Origin of the sequence: Citrobacter sp. RHB36-C18 (genome assembly GCF_013814485.1) — a bacterium.
GTDB classification, from domain to species: Bacteria; Pseudomonadota; Gammaproteobacteria; order Enterobacterales; family Enterobacteriaceae; genus Citrobacter; species Citrobacter braakii.
Genome location: NZ_CP057125.1, coordinates 431400 through 450343, shown reverse-complemented (window position 1 = coordinate 450343; position 18944 = coordinate 431400). Strand labels below are relative to the sequence as shown.

Sequence of the window (18944 nt, the reverse complement as noted above, 5' to 3'; positions counted from 1 at the left end):
TCATCTGCTACGGTGAAAATTAGTGCAGTTCGTTTCCTTTGTTACAAAATCGGCCTGAGTCCATCAGGGCTGAATAAATCAGCAGCACTCCTCGCTTTTGTTTGCAACCTGTCAAAGGTCATTCACCTGCATGTTTGCTGTTACAACCTGGCGAGCAGACAAGCACACCCCCAGAAGGCACAGCGCGCGTTATTCTACGTGAAAACGAATTAAACGGCAGGTTAAACCGAGTATCTTTGCGAATATTTTTTCACGTTAGTGTCAAGTGGCTGTGATGCGGCAAAAAAATCCCCTTGCCCACCCGCAACTCCGCGTTCCGTCAGCGTATGCCACTCGCTACGCGAACGAACGCCCGTGGCGTAAACCTGCGTTGGTGTTCCAGAACAAGCCTCCACCAGGCTTTGCACCAGGAGCTGGTTTTCGGTTCGCTTATCAATATTCCTCACCAGGCTTGGATGCAGCTTCAATAACTCAACGTTAAGCTCTTTGATCCAACTGGTGCTCACCAGCGTTAAACCCGCCTGCGTAACGGCAATTCGCACACCCAGCGCATTCATCAATCTGATGACGGGCTGTAACCGGCTGATATGTTGACAGACATCTGCCTCAGCAAGTTCAATAATTATGCGTTTGCGTAATGATTTTTCGCACTGCATCAGCGTATCACGTAGCCAGCGCTGAAAACGTGGGCGAATTAGCGATTCAACCGTTGTCTGCATCGCCAGGTTTTCCTGCGGCCAATAGCCCAACAGTAAGATCAGACGGCTGATTTGCAGGCGGTCATATTCTTCTGCCAGGCCAAACTGCAGGACCATCGGCATATATTCCGCCGAAATAACCTCTTCGCTGCCATCAAAAATACGGCACATCAGCTCCCGGTGGTGCACCCGTCCTTCACGGGTTACCGCAGGCTTTTGATAAATTCTTGGTCCACCCCGGCTGAGCATCTGTTCGATCAGCGTTCGCCAGCGTACGTTACCCCGACCTTTTTCCGGTAGTGAGTCATCATAGACCGACCAGCTGTTCCCACCCTGCAATACCGAGTTCCGCGTGGCGGCTTCGGCGTGATCCATCACTTGTTCCGTCGACTGACCGCTGCGGCAAACACAAATGCCAATATGAACCATATCGGCACGGTCGATCATTTTATTAGCCGGAAGCGCATCTACCGCTTTTAATAATTGCCCGGCAATACTTTCCGCCTCTTTCAGCGTGCGGTGTGGCAACAGGATGGCAAAATCGCTACGGTGGTAGCGCGCCAGCAACGCGCCCGGATAGCGCGTCATAAAAGTCGACAACAAATTGATTAGCGTTGAAATTTGTTCTTCCGCAAGGGTAATTCCCCAGCTATCGCGCAGCAGCGTAAAGTCCGGCAGGCGTACCATCATCACGACGCCATGCGATCCCACTTTTTCCTGATCTTCCAGCAGCGTTGCCAGTTGGTTATCAAAGAACAGGCGGTTGCTTAGCCCGGTTTTTGTATCCTGCGCCACATAGGAACGAATCAGCGTATCCAGTCGGCTACGTTGCTCGCGGGCACTTTGAATTTCGGTCAGCAGCATATCGAGCGCGCTACTGGTACGCGCAGGCCATTCATAAACAGTCCCCCGTACGTTCGGTCCACGTTCGCCGTTAAGAATGCGCGTTGAACGAATCTCCAGCAACTCTTGACCTGAAAGCTGACGCTGAAGCCAGCGCACAGACAAAAAGAGCATCAATATAATGAAAGCAATCGCCAACGTGAGCGGCGCGGTAGTCATCAGCGAATGGAAATAGTTGCCCATGGGATCCTGATAAACCAGACGCAGCGACATGCCCGGGTGTTTGACCAACGGGACGGTGACATCACGATACAGATTGTTCGTCCCCGCCGGGCGGTAGCTGCTGGTTCGGGAGTGGTCATACACCACGCGTTCGCCCTGAAGCAGTTCGACGCGCACGATATCAACCGAAACCATCAGTTCATCGATTTGCGGGGTTAGCGCAACGACATCGCGGGAGACAAGGTGCGTATCAATCGCCGTCGCCACCGCCTGAACACGGGTGGTGAACTTATATTGAATCGCGTTATAGAAACTCAGCGAGCAGCCGATCAGAGTTACGAAGATCGTTAACCCTGTAAGCAGCGTCACAAAAGCTGAAAATTTCGTCGTTAATCGCATCCTTGTGTTAACTCCGACAGTTATGAAACAGGCATGAAAGTGATAAAGCGGCGCGAAAATGCAAAACTGAACGCAAAATCCGTCCATTTATACAAACAGTGTGGGCATACTACCAAATTAGGTATATCTGGCAATTTATTGCGCGGAATCGGCATCATGTTTTGATTAGCGAGTATAGTCTTCATTAATAATTTTCCAATCCACTATACGAATTGAGGACAGGTTATGCAGGCTTTGATCTTAGAACAGCAGGACGGAAAAACCCTCGCATCCGTTCAACCCCTCGACGAAAATCAGCTACCGGAAGGCGATGTGACGGTGGATGTCCACTGGTCAAGCCTGAACTATAAAGACGCCCTGGCTATCACCGGCAAGGGTAAAATCATTCGCAATTTTCCGATGATTCCTGGTATCGATTTCGCCGGTACCGTGCGCGCAAGCGAAGATCCCCGTTTTCATGCAGGTCAGGAAGTTTTACTGACCGGCTGGGGCGTGGGTGAAAATCATTGGGGTGGACTGGCCGAACGCGCACGCGTGAAAGGCGACTGGCTGGTTGCGCTGCCACAAGGGCTGGACGGACGGAAAGCCATGGTCATCGGGACCGCTGGCTTTACCGCCATGCTGTGCGTCATGGCGCTTGAAGATGCAGGTATTCGCCCGCAAGACGGTGAGATTGTCGTCACCGGCGCCAGCGGCGGCGTGGGCAGCACGGCCGTGGCATTACTGCATAAGCTGGGTTATCAGGTTGCGGCGGTTTCGGGTCGCGAAAGCACTCACGACTACCTGAAGAGCCTGGGCGCTAACCGTATCCTTAGCCGCGATGAATTTGCTGAATCTCGCCCGTTGGAAAAACAGCTGTGGGCTGGTGCGGTTGATACCGTTGGCGACAAAGTTCTGGCAAAAGTCCTGGCACAGATGAACTACGGTGGCTGCGTTGCCGCCTGCGGTCTGGCTGGCGGTTTCGCTCTGCCGACGACGGTGATGCCATTTATTCTGCGTAACGTTCGTTTGCAAGGGGTGGACTCGGTGATGACCCCGCCGGCACGCCGGGCAGAAGCCTGGGCGCGTCTGGTTAAGGATCTACCGGAATCTTTCTATGCTCAGGCCGCCACGGAGATTACGCTGGCGGATGCGCCGAAGTTTGCCGATGCCATCATCAATAACCAGGTGCAAGGTCGTACGCTGGTGAAGGTGAAGTAACAAGCTCTGGCGCAGAAATTTACACTTAATTAACGAAATTTCGCGGCATATCTACAGACTCCCTGCCATATTAACTACGCGTCCCCTGTCAGTTATGACGCGTAAGCCGGGAGTCTGTTATGAAGAAATTACGTCCATTTACAGAAGCCGACGTCACTGACGAGTCGGCTTTTTTTATGCAACGCCGCCAGGTACTGAAAGCATTAGGGTTCAGCGCCGCCGCGTTGTCTTTCCCCCTCTCTGCACAGGCTGACCTTCTTAGCTGGTTTAAGGGGAATGACCGCCCGCCCGCGCCCGCGGGTAAGCCGCTTGATTTCAGTAAACCCGCCGCCTGGCAAAATTCGCTTCCTTTAACGCCGGCGGATAAAGTTTCTGGCTACAACAACTTCTATGAGTTCGGTCTCGATAAAGCGGATCCGGCAGCCAATGCTGGCAGTCTGAAAACCGATCCGTGGACGTTAAAAATCAGTGGTGAGGTGGCAAAACCACTCACCCTCGATCACGATGCGCTGACCGCCCGTTTCCCACTGGAAGAACGGATTTACCGGATGCGCTGTGTGGAAGCCTGGTCAATGGTCGTGCCATGGATTGGTTTTCCGTTACATAAACTGCTGGCGCAGGTTGAACCCACCAGCAACGCAAAATATGTCGCCTTCGAAACGATCTACGCACCGGATGAGATGCCTGGACAAAAAGATCGCTTTATTGGCGGCGGGCTGAAGTATCCCTATGTTGAAGGACTGCGTCTGGATGAAGCTATGCATCCACTCACTCTGCTTACCGTGGGAGTTTATGGAAAAGCTCTTCCCCCACAAAATGGCGCGCCCATTCGCTTAATTGTGCCGTGGAAATACGGATTTAAAGGCATTAAGTCGATCGTGAGTATTAAACTAACCCGCGAACGCCCCCCGACAACCTGGAATCTGGCCGCCCCCAATGAATATGGATTTTATGCCAACGTGAATCCGCATGTCGATCACCCGCGCTGGTCCCAGGCCACTGAGCGTTTTATTGGCGCAGGCGGTATTCTGGACGTTCAGCGCCAACCCACGCTGCTGTTTAACGGTTACGCCGACGAGGTCGCTTCGCTGTACCGTGGTCTTAACCTGCAGGAGAATTTTTAAGTGCGCCTGACTGCAAAGCACATTACCGGACTGAAAGTTTGCCTGCATCTTGCCGGCTTTTTACCGTTTGTCTGGCTATTTTGGGCGGTGAATCACGGTGGTCTGAGCGCAGACCCGGTCAAAGATATCCAGCACTTTACCGGTAGGACAGCTCTGAAATTCTTGCTGGCGACCTTGCTGGTCTCTCCCCTCGCGCGCTACGCTAAACAGCCATTATTGATACGCACACGGCGCCTGTTAGGGCTATGGTGTTTCGCCTGGGCAACGTTGCATTTAACCAGCTACGCACTCCTGGAACTGGGCATTCATAATCTGGCGCTGTTAGGACGGGAATTAATCACGCGACCTTATTTGATGCTGGGCATTGCCAGTTGGGGCATATTATTCGCCCTCACGTTAACCTCCACCCAGTCGGCTCAGCGAAAACTGGGCAAAAATTGGCAGTATTTGCACAACTTCGTCTATCTTGTGGCGATCCTGGCACCCATACATTATCTGTGGTCGGTAAAAATTATCTCCCCTCAACCGATTATTTATACAGCACTCGCTGTGGTGTTGTTAGCCTGCCGTTACAAGAAGTTTCGCCAGTGGTGGCGGTAGTTTCACGTTATGTGCAGTGCGTTACAAAATGTGGACGATCCGATTTTCTTTACATGTTAACGGTTGATTATCTTCCCTGATAAGACCAGTATTTAGCTGCCAATTGCTACGAAATAGTTATAATGTGCGACTTTGCTATCCCCGGTAGCGTTTTTAGAGCGCTGAAAGGGTGACATTCGCATGTTGAAGGTATATTTTGTCTTTTACCCGAAAATGGCAGAAGATAGCCGCACAATGACTAACAAGTCTGGCAATCTCACTTAATGGCAACCGCACCCAGTGCAATGCCTGAGATGCGTGGCATCTTGTCACTCACTGTTATAAAAATGCTATACAGACGGCGGTAAAACGCTTGTCACAATCTCACTAAACAAAGAGTACGGAACCCACTCATGGATATTCGTAAGATTAAAAAACTGATCGAGCTGGTTGAAGAATCAGGCATCTCCGAACTGGAAATTTCTGAAGGCGAAGAGTCTGTACGCATCAGCCGTGCGGCGCCAGCTGCAAGTTTTCCAATGATGCAACAGGCTTATGCTGCACCAGTGATGCAGCAGCCAGCTTTGTCTAACGCTGTCGCACAAACTGCCTCTCCAAGTATGGAAGCTCCGGCAGCAGCGGAAATCAGTGGTCACATCGTACGCTCCCCAATGGTTGGTACGTTCTACCGCACCCCGAGCCCAGATGCGAAAGCGTTCATCGAAATCGGCCAGAAAGTGAATGCGGGCGATACCCTGTGCATCGTTGAAGCCATGAAAATGATGAACCAGATCGAAGCCGACAAATCCGGCGTAGTGAAAGCGATTCTGGTAGAAAGCGGTCAACCGGTAGAATTTGACGAGCCGCTGGTCGTCATCGAATAACGAGGCGAACATGTTGGATAAAATTGTTATCGCCAACCGCGGTGAGATCGCCCTGCGTATTCTGCGTGCCTGTAAAGAGCTGGGCATCAAGACTGTCGCTGTGCATTCAAGCGCGGATCGCGATTTAAAACACGTATTGCTGGCGGATGAGACGGTCTGTATTGGCCCGGCTCCGTCCGTAAAAAGCTATCTGAACATCCCGGCTATCATTAGCGCTGCTGAAATCACCGGCGCAGTGGCAATTCACCCGGGCTATGGCTTCCTCTCTGAGAATGCCAACTTTGCTGAACAGGTAGAACGTTCCGGCTTTATCTTCATCGGCCCGAAAGCCGACACCATCCGCCTGATGGGCGACAAAGTGTCCGCAATTACCGCGATGAAGAAAGCTGGCGTACCGACAGTCCCAGGCTCTGACGGCCCGCTGGGCGACGACATGGACGCTAACCGCGCTCATGCGAAGCGCATCGGTTATCCAGTTATTATCAAAGCCTCCGGCGGCGGCGGCGGTCGCGGTATGCGCGTCGTGCGCAGCGATGCCGAACTGGCACAATCCATCTCCATGACCAAAGCGGAAGCGAAAGCGGCTTTCAACAACGACATGGTTTACATGGAGAAGTACCTGGAAAACCCACGCCACATCGAAATTCAGGTGCTGGCGGACGGTCAGGGTAACGCGATTTATCTGGCAGAACGTGACTGCTCCATGCAACGTCGTCACCAAAAAGTCGTCGAAGAAGCACCAGCACCGGGCATTACTCCGGAACTGCGTCGCTACATCGGCGAGCGTTGCGCCAAAGCGTGCGTTGATATCGGCTATCGCGGGGCAGGTACTTTCGAGTTCCTGTTCGAAAACGGCGAGTTCTACTTCATTGAAATGAACACCCGTATTCAGGTTGAACACCCGGTAACCGAAATGATCACCGGCGTTGACCTGATCAAAGAGCAGCTGCGCATCGCTGCGGGACAACCGCTGTCCATCAAGCAGGATGAAGTTGTGGTTAAAGGCCATGCGGTAGAATGCCGTATCAACGCCGAAGACCCGAACACCTTCCTGCCAAGCCCGGGTAAAATCACGCGTTTCCACGCGCCGGGTGGCTTTGGTGTGCGCTGGGAGTCTCATATTTACGCAGGCTACACCGTACCTCCGTACTATGACTCAATGATCGGTAAGCTGATCTGCTATGGCGAAAACCGCGACGTAGCGATCGCCCGTATGAAAAACGCATTGCAGGAACTGATCATCGACGGTATCAAAACCAACGTTGATCTGCAGATCCGCATCATGAATGACGAGCATTTCCAGCACGGTGGAACCAATATCCACTATCTGGAGAAAAAACTCGGACTTCAGGAAAAGTAAGCGTGCGTTAACTGAAAAGGCCGGAAATTCCGGCCTTTTGTTTTTCTCCCCTCCCGCACGTGCCATAAGGTACAATCCCCGCTTTCTTTATCCACAAGGGACAAAAAATGGACGCTCGTTTTGTTCAGGCCCATAAAGAGGCGCGCTGGGCGCTGTGGCTGACCCTTTTATATCTTGCCACATGGTTAGTGGCCGCTTACTTACCAGATTCCACGCTCGGTTTTACCGGCTTACCACACTGGTTCGAAATGGCCTGCCTGCTAACGCCGCTGGTTTTCATCGTGCTGTGCTGGGCGATGGTGAAGTTTATCTATCGCGACATTCCGTTGGAGGATGACGATGCAGCTTGAAGTTATTTTGCCGCTGGTCGCCTATCTGTTGGTGGTCTTCGGTCTTTCCGTTTACGCCATGCGTAAGAGATCGACCGGCACTTTCCTGAATGAATATTTCCTCGGCAGCCGCTCGATGGGCGGGGTCGTATTAGCCATGACGCTAACGGCAACCTACATTAGCGCCAGCTCGTTTATTGGCGGTCCTGGCGCCGCTTACAAATACGGGCTGGGATGGGTGCTGCTGGCGATGATCCAGTTGCCCGCCGTTTGGCTTTCTCTGGGGATTCTTGGTAAGAAATTCGCGATTCTGGCGCGCCGTTATAATGCCGTTACCCTCAACGATATGCTGTTTGCCCGCTACCAGAGTCGCCTGCTTGTGTGGCTGGCAAGCCTTAGCCTGCTGGTCGCGTTTGTCGGAGCAATGACCGTACAGTTTATTGGCGGCGCACGTTTGCTTGAAACCGCTGCGGGTATACCTTACGAAACCGGTTTGCTTATTTTTGGCGTCAGTATCGCATTGTATACGGCGTTCGGCGGTTTTCGCGCCAGCGTACTGAACGACACCATGCAGGGTATGGTGATGCTGATTGGTACTATTGTTCTGCTGGTCGGCGTCGTTCATGCTGCCGGTGGCCTCAGCAATGCGGTGGTAACCCTGCAAACTATCGACCCTAAACTGGTCTCGCCGCAAGGCGCGGATGACATTCTGTCACCCACGTTCATGACCTCATTCTGGGTACTGGTGTGCTTTGGCGTAATTGGGCTGCCGCATACAGCAGTACGCTGCATCTCTTATAAAGACAGCAAAGCTGTACACCGCGGCATTATCATCGGCACCATCGTAGTGGCGATCCTGATGTTTGGTATGCATCTGGCGGGTGCGTTGGGGCGTGCGGTGATCCCTGATCTGACAGTGCCGGATCTGGTTATCCCTACGCTAATGGTCAAAGTGTTGCCGCCGGTAGCTGCTGGGATCTTCCTCGCGGCCCCCATGGCCGCGATCATGTCGACGATCAATGCCCAATTGCTGCAAAGTTCCGCTACGATCATTAAGGATCTGTACCTGAACCTGCGTCCGGAACAGCTGAAAAACGAAACCCGGCTGAAGCGCATGTCGGCAGTGATTACCCTGTTGCTCGGCGCGTTACTGCTACTGGCTGCCTGGAAACCGCCAGAGATGATTATCTGGCTTAACCTGCTGGCATTTGGCGGGCTGGAAGCTGTCTTCCTGTGGCCGCTGGTACTGGGCCTGTACTGGGAGCGGGCAAACGCGGCGGGCGCTTTGAGCGCGATGATTATCGGCGGCGTTCTTTATGCCGTACTCGCTACATTTAACATTCAGTACCTGGGTTTCCACCCGATTGTGCCCTCGTTACTGATAAGCTTGCTGGCTTTCCTGATCGGCAACCGTTTCGGTTCTGCCGTCCCGCAAGCCGCCATATTGACTACTGATAAATAAAAGAGTTTTGCCATGCCATGGATCCAACTGAAACTGAACACGACCGGTGCCAACGCTGAAGAGTTGAGCGATGCGCTGATGGAAGCGGGCTCCGTTTCCATTACTTTCCAGGACACGCATGATACGCCGGTATTTGAGCCTCTGCCGGGCGAGACTCGCCTGTGGGGAGATACCGACGTTATCGGCTTGTTCGATGCAGAAACCGACATGAAAGAAGTGGTTGCCATCCTGGAGCAGCATCCGCTGCTGGGTGCAGGCTTCGCGCATAAAATCGAACAGCTCGAAGACAAAGACTGGGAACGCGAATGGATGGATAACTTCCACCCGATGCGCTTTGGTGAACGTTTGTGGATTTGCCCAAGCTGGCGCGATGTCCCGGATGAGAATGCCGTCAACGTGATGCTGGACCCAGGTCTGGCGTTTGGTACCGGCACTCACCCCACCACCTCCCTATGCCTGCAATGGCTGGACGGTCTCGATCTTAACGGCAAAACGGTTATCGACTTCGGCTGCGGCTCCGGCATTCTTGCCATTGCGGCACTGAAGCTGGGTGCGGCAAAAGCCATCGGCGTAGACATCGATCCGCAAGCAATTCAGGCCAGCCGTGATAACGCCCAGCGTAATGGCGTTTCTGAGCGTCTGGAGCTTTATCTGCCGAAAGACCAGCCAGAGGCGATGAAAGCCGACGTGGTGGTCGCAAACATCCTCGCAGGCCCATTACGTGAACTGGCACCGTTAATCAGCGTACTGCCCGTTGAGGGCGGTTTACTGGGGCTTTCTGGCATTCTTGCCAGCCAGGCGGAAAGCGTCTGTGAGGCCTATGCCGAACTCTTTACGCTCGATCCGGTTATCGAGAAAGAAGAGTGGTGCCGCATTACCGGTCAGAAAAAATAATCCCCTCTCGTTACCGTTGGTAACGCAATAATCGCTCTTTTTTTCGCAAAAGGATTTGCGGAAATGAGAGCGAGATCGCATTACAAAGCCACTATTTGCTCACAAAAACAGCTTTTTATCCTGATAACCTGAGGCTGGCCGTAATAAAAAAAGAGAAGTTTTCGGAATTTATAAACGGATGAAAAATTAGCACAACCACGTATCAAACTGATTATTAAAGATTTTAATTTGAAACTGTGTACTTAACCAGCAATTCATTGATCCACCTCAGTGGATTGGTCAAAGTTTGGCCTTTCATCTCGTGCGAAAAATGCGTAATATACGCCGCCTTGCAGTCACAGTATGGTCATTTCTTAACTCATGCGCATCGGACAATACCAGCTCAGAAATCGCCTGATCGCAGCACCTATGGCTGGCATCACTGACAGACCATTCAGGACGCTGTGCTATGAGATGGGAGCAGGATTGACGGTATCCGAGATGATGTCTTCTAACCCGCAGGTTTGGGAAAGTGACAAGTCTCGTTTACGGATGGTGCACGTTGATGAGCCAGGAATTCGCACGGTGCAAATTGCCGGTAGCGACCCTGTTGAGATGGCCGATGCCGCACGTATTAACGTGGAAAGCGGCGCCCAGATTATTGATATCAATATGGGGTGTCCGGCTAAAAAAGTGAATCGCAAGCTCGCAGGTTCAGCCCTCTTGCAGTACCCGGATCTAGTGAAATCAATACTAACCGAGGTCGTCAATGCAGTGGACGTTCCTGTCACACTCAAGATTCGCACCGGCTGGGCTCCGGAACACCGTAACTGCGTAGAGATTGCCCAACTGGCTGAAGACTGTGGCATTCAGGCTCTGACCATTCATGGACGCACCCGCGCCTGTTTGTTCAATGGAGATGCTGAGTACGACAGTATTCGGGCAGTTAAGCAGAAAGTTTCCATTCCGATTATCGCGAATGGCGACATTACTGACCCGCATAAAGCCAGAGCTGTACTCGACTATACGGGGGCGGATGCCCTGATGATAGGACGTGCAGCTCAGGGAAGACCCTGGATCTTTCGGGAAATCCAGCATTATCTGGACACTGGGGAGCTGCTGCCCCCGCTGCCTCTGGCAGAGGTGAAGCGCTTGCTTTGTGCGCACGTTCGGGAACTGCACGACTTTTATGGTCAGGCAAAAGGGTACCGAATTGCGCGTAAACACGTATCCTGGTATCTCCAGGAACACGCTCCGGATGACCAGTTTCGGCGCACATTCAACGCCATTGAAGATTCCAGCGAACAGCTGGCGGCGTTGGAGGCATACTTCGAAAATTTTGCGTAAACAGAAATAAAGAGCTGACAGAACTATGTTCGAACAACGCGTAAATTCTGACGTACTGACCGTTTCTACCGTTAACTCTCAGGATCAGGTAACTCAAAAGCCCCTGCGTGACTCGGTTAAACAGGCACTGAAGAACTATTTTGCTCAATTGAATGGTCAGGATGTTAACGATCTCTATGAGCTGGTACTGGCTGAAGTAGAACAGCCCCTGTTGGACATGGTGATGCAATACACCCGCGGTAACCAGACCCGTGCTGCCCTGATGATGGGCATCAACCGTGGTACGCTGCGTAAAAAACTGAAAAAATACGGCATGAACTGATACTAATCAGCGAAATGTTTGTTTTAAAAGGCGCTACTCGGCATGGGGAAGCGCCTTTTTTATTAACGTCACACGGGAGGCTTTGGCGATGAACGCAAGATGTGAACCTGTCTATTTTGGCGATGAATCTAAAAAGATAATCCTGGGTGATGCTCTGACCGAACTGAAAAAGCTGTCGTCAGAAAGCGTCGATCTCATTTTCGCCGACCCACCTTATAACATCGGTAAAGACTTTGACGGGATGGTGGAATCCTGGGACGAAGAGGCATTTTTGGCATGGCTGTTTGAGTGCATTGACGAGTGCCATCGCATTCTCAAACCACACGGCACCATGTACATCATGAACAGTACGGAGAACATGCCGTACATCGATCTCAAATGCCGCCAGCTCTTTACCATCAAGAGCCGTATCGTGTGGTCATACGATAGCTCCGGGGTGCAGGCCAAAAATTACTTTGGTTCGATGTATGAACCGCTTCTGATGATGGTAAAAGATCAGAAAAACTACACGTTTAATCGTGATGATATTTTGGTTGAAGCCAAAACGGGCGCTAAACGTGCACTGATAGACTACAGAAAGAACCCGCCCCAACCTTACAACCAGAAAAAAGTACCGGGCAATGTCTGGGAGTTTCCACGCGTTCGTTATCTGATGGACGAATACGAAAATCACCCGACTCAAAAACCCAAAGCCCTCCTTGAACGCATCATTCTGGCGTCCTCCAGTCCAGATGACAGCGTGCTGGATCCGTTTGCCGGTAGCTTCACTACCGGTGCCACTGCCGTGGAATTAGGTCGCAAGTTTGTCGGGATTGAAATCAATGCCGAGTACGTAAAAATGGGGCTCAGAAGAATGAGCATTGGTTCGCATTTTTCAGAGAATGAACTTGCAAAGGTGAAAAAGCGGAAGACAAAAAATCTGTCTAAAAAGAGTCGATTAACAGCAAAGAGCGGCGATCTTTCAGCAAAGTAAAGGCATTGTAAGTCTGCTTTTCAGCTTGCAGATTTCGTGTATATTCCCTGCACGCTTGGGCATGAATACATAGGGTTTGGTAATGATTCGCAAGTATTGGTGGCTGGTTGTTTTTGCGGTCTTCGTTTTTCTCTTTGATGCGCTGCTCATTCAGTGGATAGAGCTGATGACAACGGAGCACGATAAGTGCCGGAATATGAATTCTGTGAACCCCCTCAAGCTGGTCAACTGCGTCGACCTCGAATAGCACGACGAAAAATACGTCGACAGCCGTCAGGCCCTGGCGGCTAAAACTACCCTGGCTGATTTTCACTCTGCATTAATTGCATTACACAGCCGTCTGGGCTTAACATTTTTAATACGTTATCAACTAATACTGGCGCTTGCCCATACAAATCATAACTCACTGGATTCATTAACCAGTTTTTTATTATCCCGCTAAAGCTACCGTGCAGAATAATGATGATGACATCTAAATCCAGACTGGTAGCAATCAGATTTTCATCCACGCACTTTTGCAGTGAATCACGAATGCTTTGATGACTGAGACCTATTTTATCGCGAATGGTCTGTTCTGATATCATATCGTTATGAAATTCACATTTATGATATAAAATTTGCATTAATGCCTGCTGGCGAGGATTCTGTGCAATATATTGCAATCCCACCACAAACTTTTCACGCAGTCGCTGTAAAGGATTATCACCCCAACGACCAATAAGCTTATCCTGAATAAGATCGCGTAATGGAGGTTGTTGTAACCATAGCGCATTGAACAATTGCGTCTTATTTTCAAAATGCCAATAGAGCGCCCCCCGCGTCACGCTGGCGGCATCCGCAATGTCGTTTAACGTCGTATTGCTAACACCACGCACGGCAAACTGCATAATCGCTGTTTCTATCAGGTGCTGTCGTGTTTTGAGGGCATCAGCTTTCGTTTTTCTGGCCATGGTTTCGACTGTCTGAGGTAAGGTAGAGAATGATTAACTTTCTTATGTAATATTTGCTAAACGGAACAAATGTATCACTTAGCGTTTATTTAGACGAGTTCTAAAACAGTTAATTATGGATATTGCACACGAATAAACAAAACAAATAACAACCACCAATATATTCACCAACCAAATACTTATTTCAATATGTGTTTATGCGCATCATTGCATTACTATTAAAACCATAATGAAACAACCGAAGATTAATCCTTTTTTGTTTTTACGTGCCGTGTATCGCGCCCATAAATAAGTATTGCTTACATCGCAAGCTAATAATTTGTAGGATAGCCAACCATTATTTTTACTTGTGCGCGTTATCGCCTCTGCGTTACCCGGTTAATAACGAGCGTTCGGTTTTTTAAGGAATAGAAATGACGAAAAATGCCAGGTTTTCACTCCTGCCCTCATTCATCATCATGTCCGCTGTATTACTCGCCGGTTGTAACGATCAGGGAGAAACACAAGCTCACCCCGCAGAGCCGCAGGTGACTGTCCATGTCGTCGAAAAGGCGCCTTTAGCCGTGACGACCGAATTACCAGGGCGCACAACAGCATTTCGTATTGCTGAAGTCCGTCCTCAGGTCAGCGGGATCGTACTTAAACGGAATTTTACCGAGGGAAGCGATGTTGAAGCCGGTCAGTCGCTTTATCAGATCGATCCTGCGACATACCAGGCTGACTACGACAGCGCCAAAGGCGAACTGGCAAAGAGCGAAGCGGCGGCAGCTATCGCACATTTAACGGTAAAACGTTATGTCCCACTGGTTGGCACTAAGTACATCAGCCAGCAAGAGTACGATCAGGCCATTGCTGATGCTCGCCAGGCCGATGCCTCCGTTATCGCGGCAAAAGCGGCGGTCGAAAGCGCTCGTATCAACCTGGCCTACACCAAAGTGACATCGCCCATTAGCGGACGTATCGGTAAATCTAACGTCACCGAAGGCGCATTAGTCACGAATGGCCAGGCAACTGAACTTGCTACCGTGCAACAACTTGATCCTATTTACGTCGACGTAACACAGTCCAGTAATGACTTTATGCGCCTTAAACAGTCCGTTGAGCAAGGGAGCCTGCATAAAGACAGCGCCAGCAGTACCGTCGAACTGGTGATGGAAAATGGTCAGTCGTACCCGCTGAAAGGTGCGTTGCAGTTCTCTGATGTCACCGTTGATGAAAGTACCGGATCCATCACCCTCAGGGCCGTATTCCCTAACCCACAGCACACGCTGCTGCCGGGCATGTTTGTGCGTGCTCGTATTGATGAAGGCGTCCAGCCGAATGCCATTCTCGTTCCCCAACAAGGGGTAACACGTACGCCACGCGGCGATGCAACGGTGATGGTTGTCAATGACAAGAGTCAGGTCGAGGCTCGCACCGTCGTTGCTACACAGGCGATAGGTGATAAGTGGTTAATCAGCGAGGGCTTACAGCCTGGCGATAAGGTTATCGTCAGCGGATTGCAGAAAGCGCGTCCCGGCGTAAAGGTTAAAACAACCACCGATACCGAAACTCCAGCCGCAAAAACTGCGCAATAAGGTAACCGGACATGGCTAACTTTTTTATCAATCGCCCTATTTTTGCCTGGGTTCTGGCCATCATTCTGATGATGGCAGGGGCTCTGGCAATCATGCAACTGCCCGTTGCACAGTATCCGACCATTGCACCTCCTGCGGTCGCTATTTCTGCCACCTACCCAGGTGCGGATGCGCAGACAGTACAAGACACGGTTACGCAGGTTATCGAACAGAATATGAACGGTATCGATAACCTGATGTATATGTCCTCCACCAGCGATTCCTCCGGGAGCGTCACCATTACTCTGACTTTCGAGTCGGGTACTGACCCGGATATCGCACAGGTCCAGGTGCAAAACAAATTACAGTTAGCGATGCCCTTACTGCCACAGGAAGTACAGCAGCAGGGGATCAGCGTCGAGAAATCCAGTAGCGGTTTCCTGATGGTGGCGGGTTTTGTCTCCGATAATAACAATCTGACGCAGGATGATATTTCCGACTATGTGGCGTCTAACGTTAAAGACGCAATAAGCCGAACAGCTGGTGTCGGCGATGTCCAGATGTTTGGTGCACAGTACGCAATGCGCATCTGGCTCGACAGCAACGCAATGAACAAATATCAGTTGACTCCGCTGGACGTTATCAATCAACTGAGAACGCAAAATAATCAGATTGCCGCAGGACAACTGGGAGGCGCGCCATCCGTCCAGGGTCAACAACTTAATGCCTCCATTATCGCTCAGACACGCCTGAAAACGCCGGAAGAGTTTGGTCGCATAACGCTGAAGGTGGGCCAGGATGGCTCAATGGTTCACCTCAGAGATGTAGCCCGCATCGAACTCGGCGGCGAAAACTATAACATGGTGACGAAAATTAATGGTCAGCCTGCAACAGGCCTGGGCATTAAGCTGGCGACCGGTGCAAACGCGCTGGATACTGCCGCAGGCGTCAAAGCAAAGCTGGCTGAGTTACAACCTTTCTTCCCGCAAGGTTTGCAAGTGGTTTACCCCTATGACACTACACCATTTGTAAAAATCTCGATTAACGAGGTGGTGAAAACGCTGTTTGAAGCCATCATCCTTGTGTTCCTGGTGATGTACCTGTTCCTGCAAAATCTGCGCGCCACGCTGATTCCAACTATCGCAGTGCCTGTCGTGCTGTTGGGAACATTCGCGATCCTCGCCGCATTTGGATTCTCCATCAACACGCTAACGATGTTCGGAATGGTGCTGGCCATCGGCCTGCTGGTCGATGACGCTATCGTGGTAGTAGAAAACGTCGAACGCGTCATGGCGGAAGAGAAACTGCCGCCCAAAGAGGCGACGCAGAAATCCATGGTCCAGATCCAGGGCGCGCTGGTCGGGATCGCGATGGTGCTCTCGGCGGTATTTATCCCCATGGCGTTCTTTGGCGGCTCGACCGGCGCCATTTACCGCCAGTTCTCTCTGACCATTGTTTCAGCGATGGCGCTTTCTGTTCTGGTCGCCCTGATTCTTACGCCAGCGCTTTGCGCAACGCTGCTAAAACCCGTTTCCGCCGGACATGTTGAAAAGAAAGGCGGTTTTTTCGGATGGTTTAACGCCCTGTTCGATAAAAGCGTCGGGCATTACAGCAATAGTATCAGCGGTATTCTGCGCAAAACCGGACGCTACTTGTTGCTATATGTTCTTATCGTCGGCGGAATGGCAGTTCTGTTTTTACGCCTCCCTACCTCCTTCTTGCCCGATGAGGATCAGGGGGTCTTTATGACAATGGTGCAACTTCCTGCCGGTGCGACACAGACGCGCACACAGCAGGTGCTGGATCAGATTCAGAATTACTACCTCAACCAGGAAAAAGCGAACGTAAAATCGGTGTTCACCGTTAATGGCTTCAGCTTTAGCGGCCAGGGACAGAACTCCGGTATCGTCTTTATTAGCCTCAAACCATGGGAAGAGCGTTCGGGCGATGAAAACGGCGTGACGGCTATCGTCGAACGTGCGACCAGGGCGTTCAGCCAGATTAAAGATGGACTGGTGTTCCCGTTCAACATGCCTGCCATTCTTGAACTGGGTACCGCGACCGGCTTTGATTTTCAGTTAATTGATCAGGCTAACCTCGGTCATACAGAACTGACGAAAGCCCGGAACCAGTTGCTGGGTATGGTGAGAGAACATCCAGATTTGCTGGTGCGCGTGCGCCCTAACGGTCTGGAAGATACCCCGCAATTTAAGCTGGATATTGATCAGGAAAAAGCCCAGGCGTTAGGCGTAAGTCTGTCGGATATAAACCAAACGATTTCCACGGCCCTTGGTGGCACCTATGTGAACGATTTTATCGATCATGGCCGAGTGAAAAAGGTATACGTTCAGGCTGACGCGCCGTTCCGTATGTTACCCAACGACATCAACAATCTCTACGTACGTAGTGGGAATGGTGAAATGGTGCCATTCTCTGCGTTCAGTTCGTCGCATTGGATTTATGGTTCACCCCGCCTGGAGCGTTACAACGGTATGCCATCAATGGAAATACTGGGAGAGGCCGCGCCGGGTCGAAGCACCGGTGAAGCCATGGCGCTCATGGAAAACCTGGCAGCACAGCTGCCAACCGGTATCGGCTATGACTGGACGGGGATGTCATATCAGGAACGGCTCTCCGGCAATCAGGCACCTGCGTTATACGCTATTTCGTTAATCGTCGTCTTCCTGTGTCTCGCCGCATTGTATGAGAGCTGGTCTATTCCATTTTCAGTCATGTTGGTTGTACCGCTCGGCGTGGTCGGTGCGCTTCTGGCGGCGTCCATACGCGGTCTGAATAACGACGTTTACTTCCAGGTAGGTCTGCTGACTACCATCGGTCTTTCCGCCAAAAACGCTATCCTTATCGTGGAGTTTGCCAAAGACCTGATGGATAAAGAAGGTAAAGGGTTGATTGAAGCCACACTGGAGGCGTCACGCATGCGTCTTCGTCCAATCCTGATGACATCCCTGGCGTTTATTCTGGGGGTTATGCCTCTGGTTATCAGCCACGGAGCGGGTAGCGGGGCACAGAATGCGGTTGGTACAGGCGTAATGGGAGGCATGCTGACCGCGACATTGTTGGCAATCTTCTTCGTCCCCGTCTTCTTCGTTGTCGTCAGACGGCGTTTTAGTCGGCGCAACGTTTAATTTGTAAAATAAAGGCGTCTTCGGACGCCTTTTTCACCCAAGATGCCCCTCTTTATTTATTAATAAGATAGCCATTTATTTCTAATAAACCCTTCCTGAAAAACTCGCCAGTCACCTTTCTTTTTATCCATTATTTTTACAATCCACATGAATTGAGATTATTCCTCATGTCAGTATTTTTTTAAGAAGTGGTAAAATAATCGCCGAGTTCGCAGATGGCTTAGCGTTTGTCTTTGCTCAATTAGCGAAACGCTTATTTTTGAGGTAACACCATGAAAAGATTAATATCCGTTGCATTGCTTACCGCATTCCTGGCCGGCTGTGCACACGATTCTCCTTGCGTACCTGTATACGACGATCAGGGGCGCCTGGTTCATACCAATACCTGTATGAAAGGCACCACGCAGGATAACTGGGAAACAGCCGGTGCCATCGCCGGTGGCGCAGCAGCCGTTGCCGGGCTGACGCTTGGGATAGTCGCCCTGACCAAATAAATCTTCTTAAAAGCGCGGTGGGTACCGCGCTTTTTGCAATAAGAATTAAATCTTTATATAAGACAAAACGTTGGTATATAGCACTCAACGTATAATAAAATTATTATAGATTTGCCTCACATATCCACGATTTGAAATTAGCATTTTTTCAGTTCTTCGTAACAGCGCGCTTTCTTTTCATTA

17 protein-coding genes are annotated in these 18944 nt (G+C 50.9%); 15 read left to right on the top strand and 2 right to left on the bottom strand.

The window, feature by feature from the left end; genetic code table 11:
• Window positions 1–221: 221 nt before the first annotated feature.
• A complete protein-coding gene (csrD, locus tag HVZ52_RS02200) occupies window positions 222–2162 on the bottom strand; it encodes an RNase E specificity factor CsrD (protein ID WP_094761398.1) in 1941 nt (646 codons plus the stop codon).
• Between the two features lie 225 nt (window positions 2163–2387).
• Here csrD and HVZ52_RS02195 point away from each other — a divergent pair, with 225 nt between their 5' ends.
• The 12 genes from HVZ52_RS02195 (at window position 2388) to HVZ52_RS02140 (ending at window position 12862) form a co-directional block, all read left to right on the top strand.
• Entirely contained in the window at window positions 2388–3362 is a 975-nt protein-coding gene (locus HVZ52_RS02195) for an MDR family oxidoreductase (RefSeq protein WP_046275077.1), read from the top strand.
• 119 nt (window positions 3363–3481) lie between these two features.
• Window positions 3482–4486 (top strand): protein-methionine-sulfoxide reductase catalytic subunit MsrP, encoded by a 1005-nt coding sequence (gene msrP, locus HVZ52_RS02190; protein ID WP_103284293.1) that lies wholly within the window; start codon window positions 3482–3484, stop codon window positions 4484–4486.
• Entirely contained in the window at window positions 4487–5086 is a 600-nt protein-coding gene (gene msrQ / locus HVZ52_RS02185) for a protein-methionine-sulfoxide reductase heme-binding subunit MsrQ (protein WP_181598811.1), read from the top strand.
• A 392-nt stretch (window positions 5087–5478) separates the two neighbouring features.
• Window positions 5479–5949 carry an acetyl-CoA carboxylase biotin carboxyl carrier protein gene (accB, locus tag HVZ52_RS02180; protein ID WP_003025210.1) on the top strand — a complete coding sequence of 157 codons (471 nt, stop codon included), beginning with the start codon at window positions 5479–5481 and terminating at the stop codon, window positions 5947–5949.
• A gap of 10 nt (window positions 5950–5959) precedes the next feature.
• Entirely contained in the window at window positions 5960–7309 is a 1350-nt protein-coding gene (gene accC, locus HVZ52_RS02175; protein WP_003828838.1) for an acetyl-CoA carboxylase biotin carboxylase subunit, read from the top strand.
• Between the two features lie 107 nt (window positions 7310–7416).
• Window positions 7417–7659 (top strand): YhdT family protein, encoded by a 243-nt coding sequence (locus tag HVZ52_RS02170; RefSeq protein WP_016154721.1) that lies wholly within the window; start codon window positions 7417–7419, stop codon window positions 7657–7659.
• Window positions 7649–9100 carry a sodium/pantothenate symporter gene (panF, locus tag HVZ52_RS02165; protein ID WP_016157593.1) on the top strand — a complete coding sequence of 484 codons (1452 nt, stop codon included), beginning with the start codon at window positions 7649–7651 and terminating at the stop codon, window positions 9098–9100. Before HVZ52_RS02170 ends, panF begins: the two co-directional genes overlap by 11 nt.
• A 12-nt stretch (window positions 9101–9112) precedes the next feature.
• Window positions 9113–9994: a 50S ribosomal protein L11 methyltransferase gene (prmA, locus tag HVZ52_RS02160; RefSeq protein WP_016154723.1), complete on the top strand. Its 882-nt coding sequence runs from the start codon at window positions 9113–9115 to the stop codon at window positions 9992–9994.
• 360 nt (window positions 9995–10354) lie between these two features.
• Window positions 10355–11320 (top strand): tRNA dihydrouridine synthase DusB, encoded by a 966-nt coding sequence (gene dusB / locus HVZ52_RS02155; protein ID WP_003025224.1) that lies wholly within the window; start codon window positions 10355–10357, stop codon window positions 11318–11320.
• A gap of 25 nt (window positions 11321–11345) precedes the next feature.
• Entirely contained in the window at window positions 11346–11642 is a 297-nt protein-coding gene (gene fis, locus HVZ52_RS02150) for a DNA-binding transcriptional regulator Fis (RefSeq protein WP_000462905.1), read from the top strand.
• An 88-nt stretch (window positions 11643–11730) separates the two neighbouring features.
• Complete coding sequence (yhdJ, locus tag HVZ52_RS02145; RefSeq protein ID WP_181599266.1) at window positions 11731–12615, top strand: adenine-specific DNA-methyltransferase; 885 nt, start codon at window positions 11731–11733, stop codon at window positions 12613–12615.
• Between the two features lie 82 nt (window positions 12616–12697).
• Complete coding sequence (locus HVZ52_RS02140; protein WP_003025279.1) at window positions 12698–12862, top strand: DUF2556 family protein; 165 nt, start codon at window positions 12698–12700, stop codon at window positions 12860–12862.
• Window positions 12863–12908: 46 nt separating this feature from the next.
• On the opposite strand, the gene envR is transcribed toward HVZ52_RS02140, so the two are convergent.
• Complete coding sequence (gene envR / locus HVZ52_RS02135; protein ID WP_016154726.1) at window positions 12909–13565, bottom strand: acrEF/envCD operon transcriptional regulator; 657 nt, start codon at window positions 13563–13565, stop codon at window positions 12909–12911.
• A 413-nt stretch (window positions 13566–13978) separates the two neighbouring features.
• Here envR and HVZ52_RS02130 point away from each other — a divergent pair, with 413 nt between their 5' ends.
• The 3 genes from HVZ52_RS02130 (at window position 13979) to HVZ52_RS02120 (ending at window position 18761) form a co-directional block, all read left to right on the top strand.
• Window positions 13979–15142 carry an efflux RND transporter periplasmic adaptor subunit gene (locus tag HVZ52_RS02130; protein ID WP_181598810.1) on the top strand — a complete coding sequence of 388 codons (1164 nt, stop codon included), beginning with the start codon at window positions 13979–13981 and terminating at the stop codon, window positions 15140–15142.
• 11 nt (window positions 15143–15153) lie between these two features.
• On the top strand, window positions 15154–18267 hold the full coding sequence (locus HVZ52_RS02125; protein ID WP_142418145.1) for an efflux RND transporter permease subunit: 3114 nt from the start codon (window positions 15154–15156) through the stop codon (window positions 18265–18267).
• A 272-nt stretch (window positions 18268–18539) separates the two neighbouring features.
• Window positions 18540–18761: a lipoprotein gene (locus tag HVZ52_RS02120; protein ID WP_003025292.1), complete on the top strand. Its 222-nt coding sequence runs from the start codon at window positions 18540–18542 to the stop codon at window positions 18759–18761.
• Window positions 18762–18944: the final 183 nt, after the last annotated feature.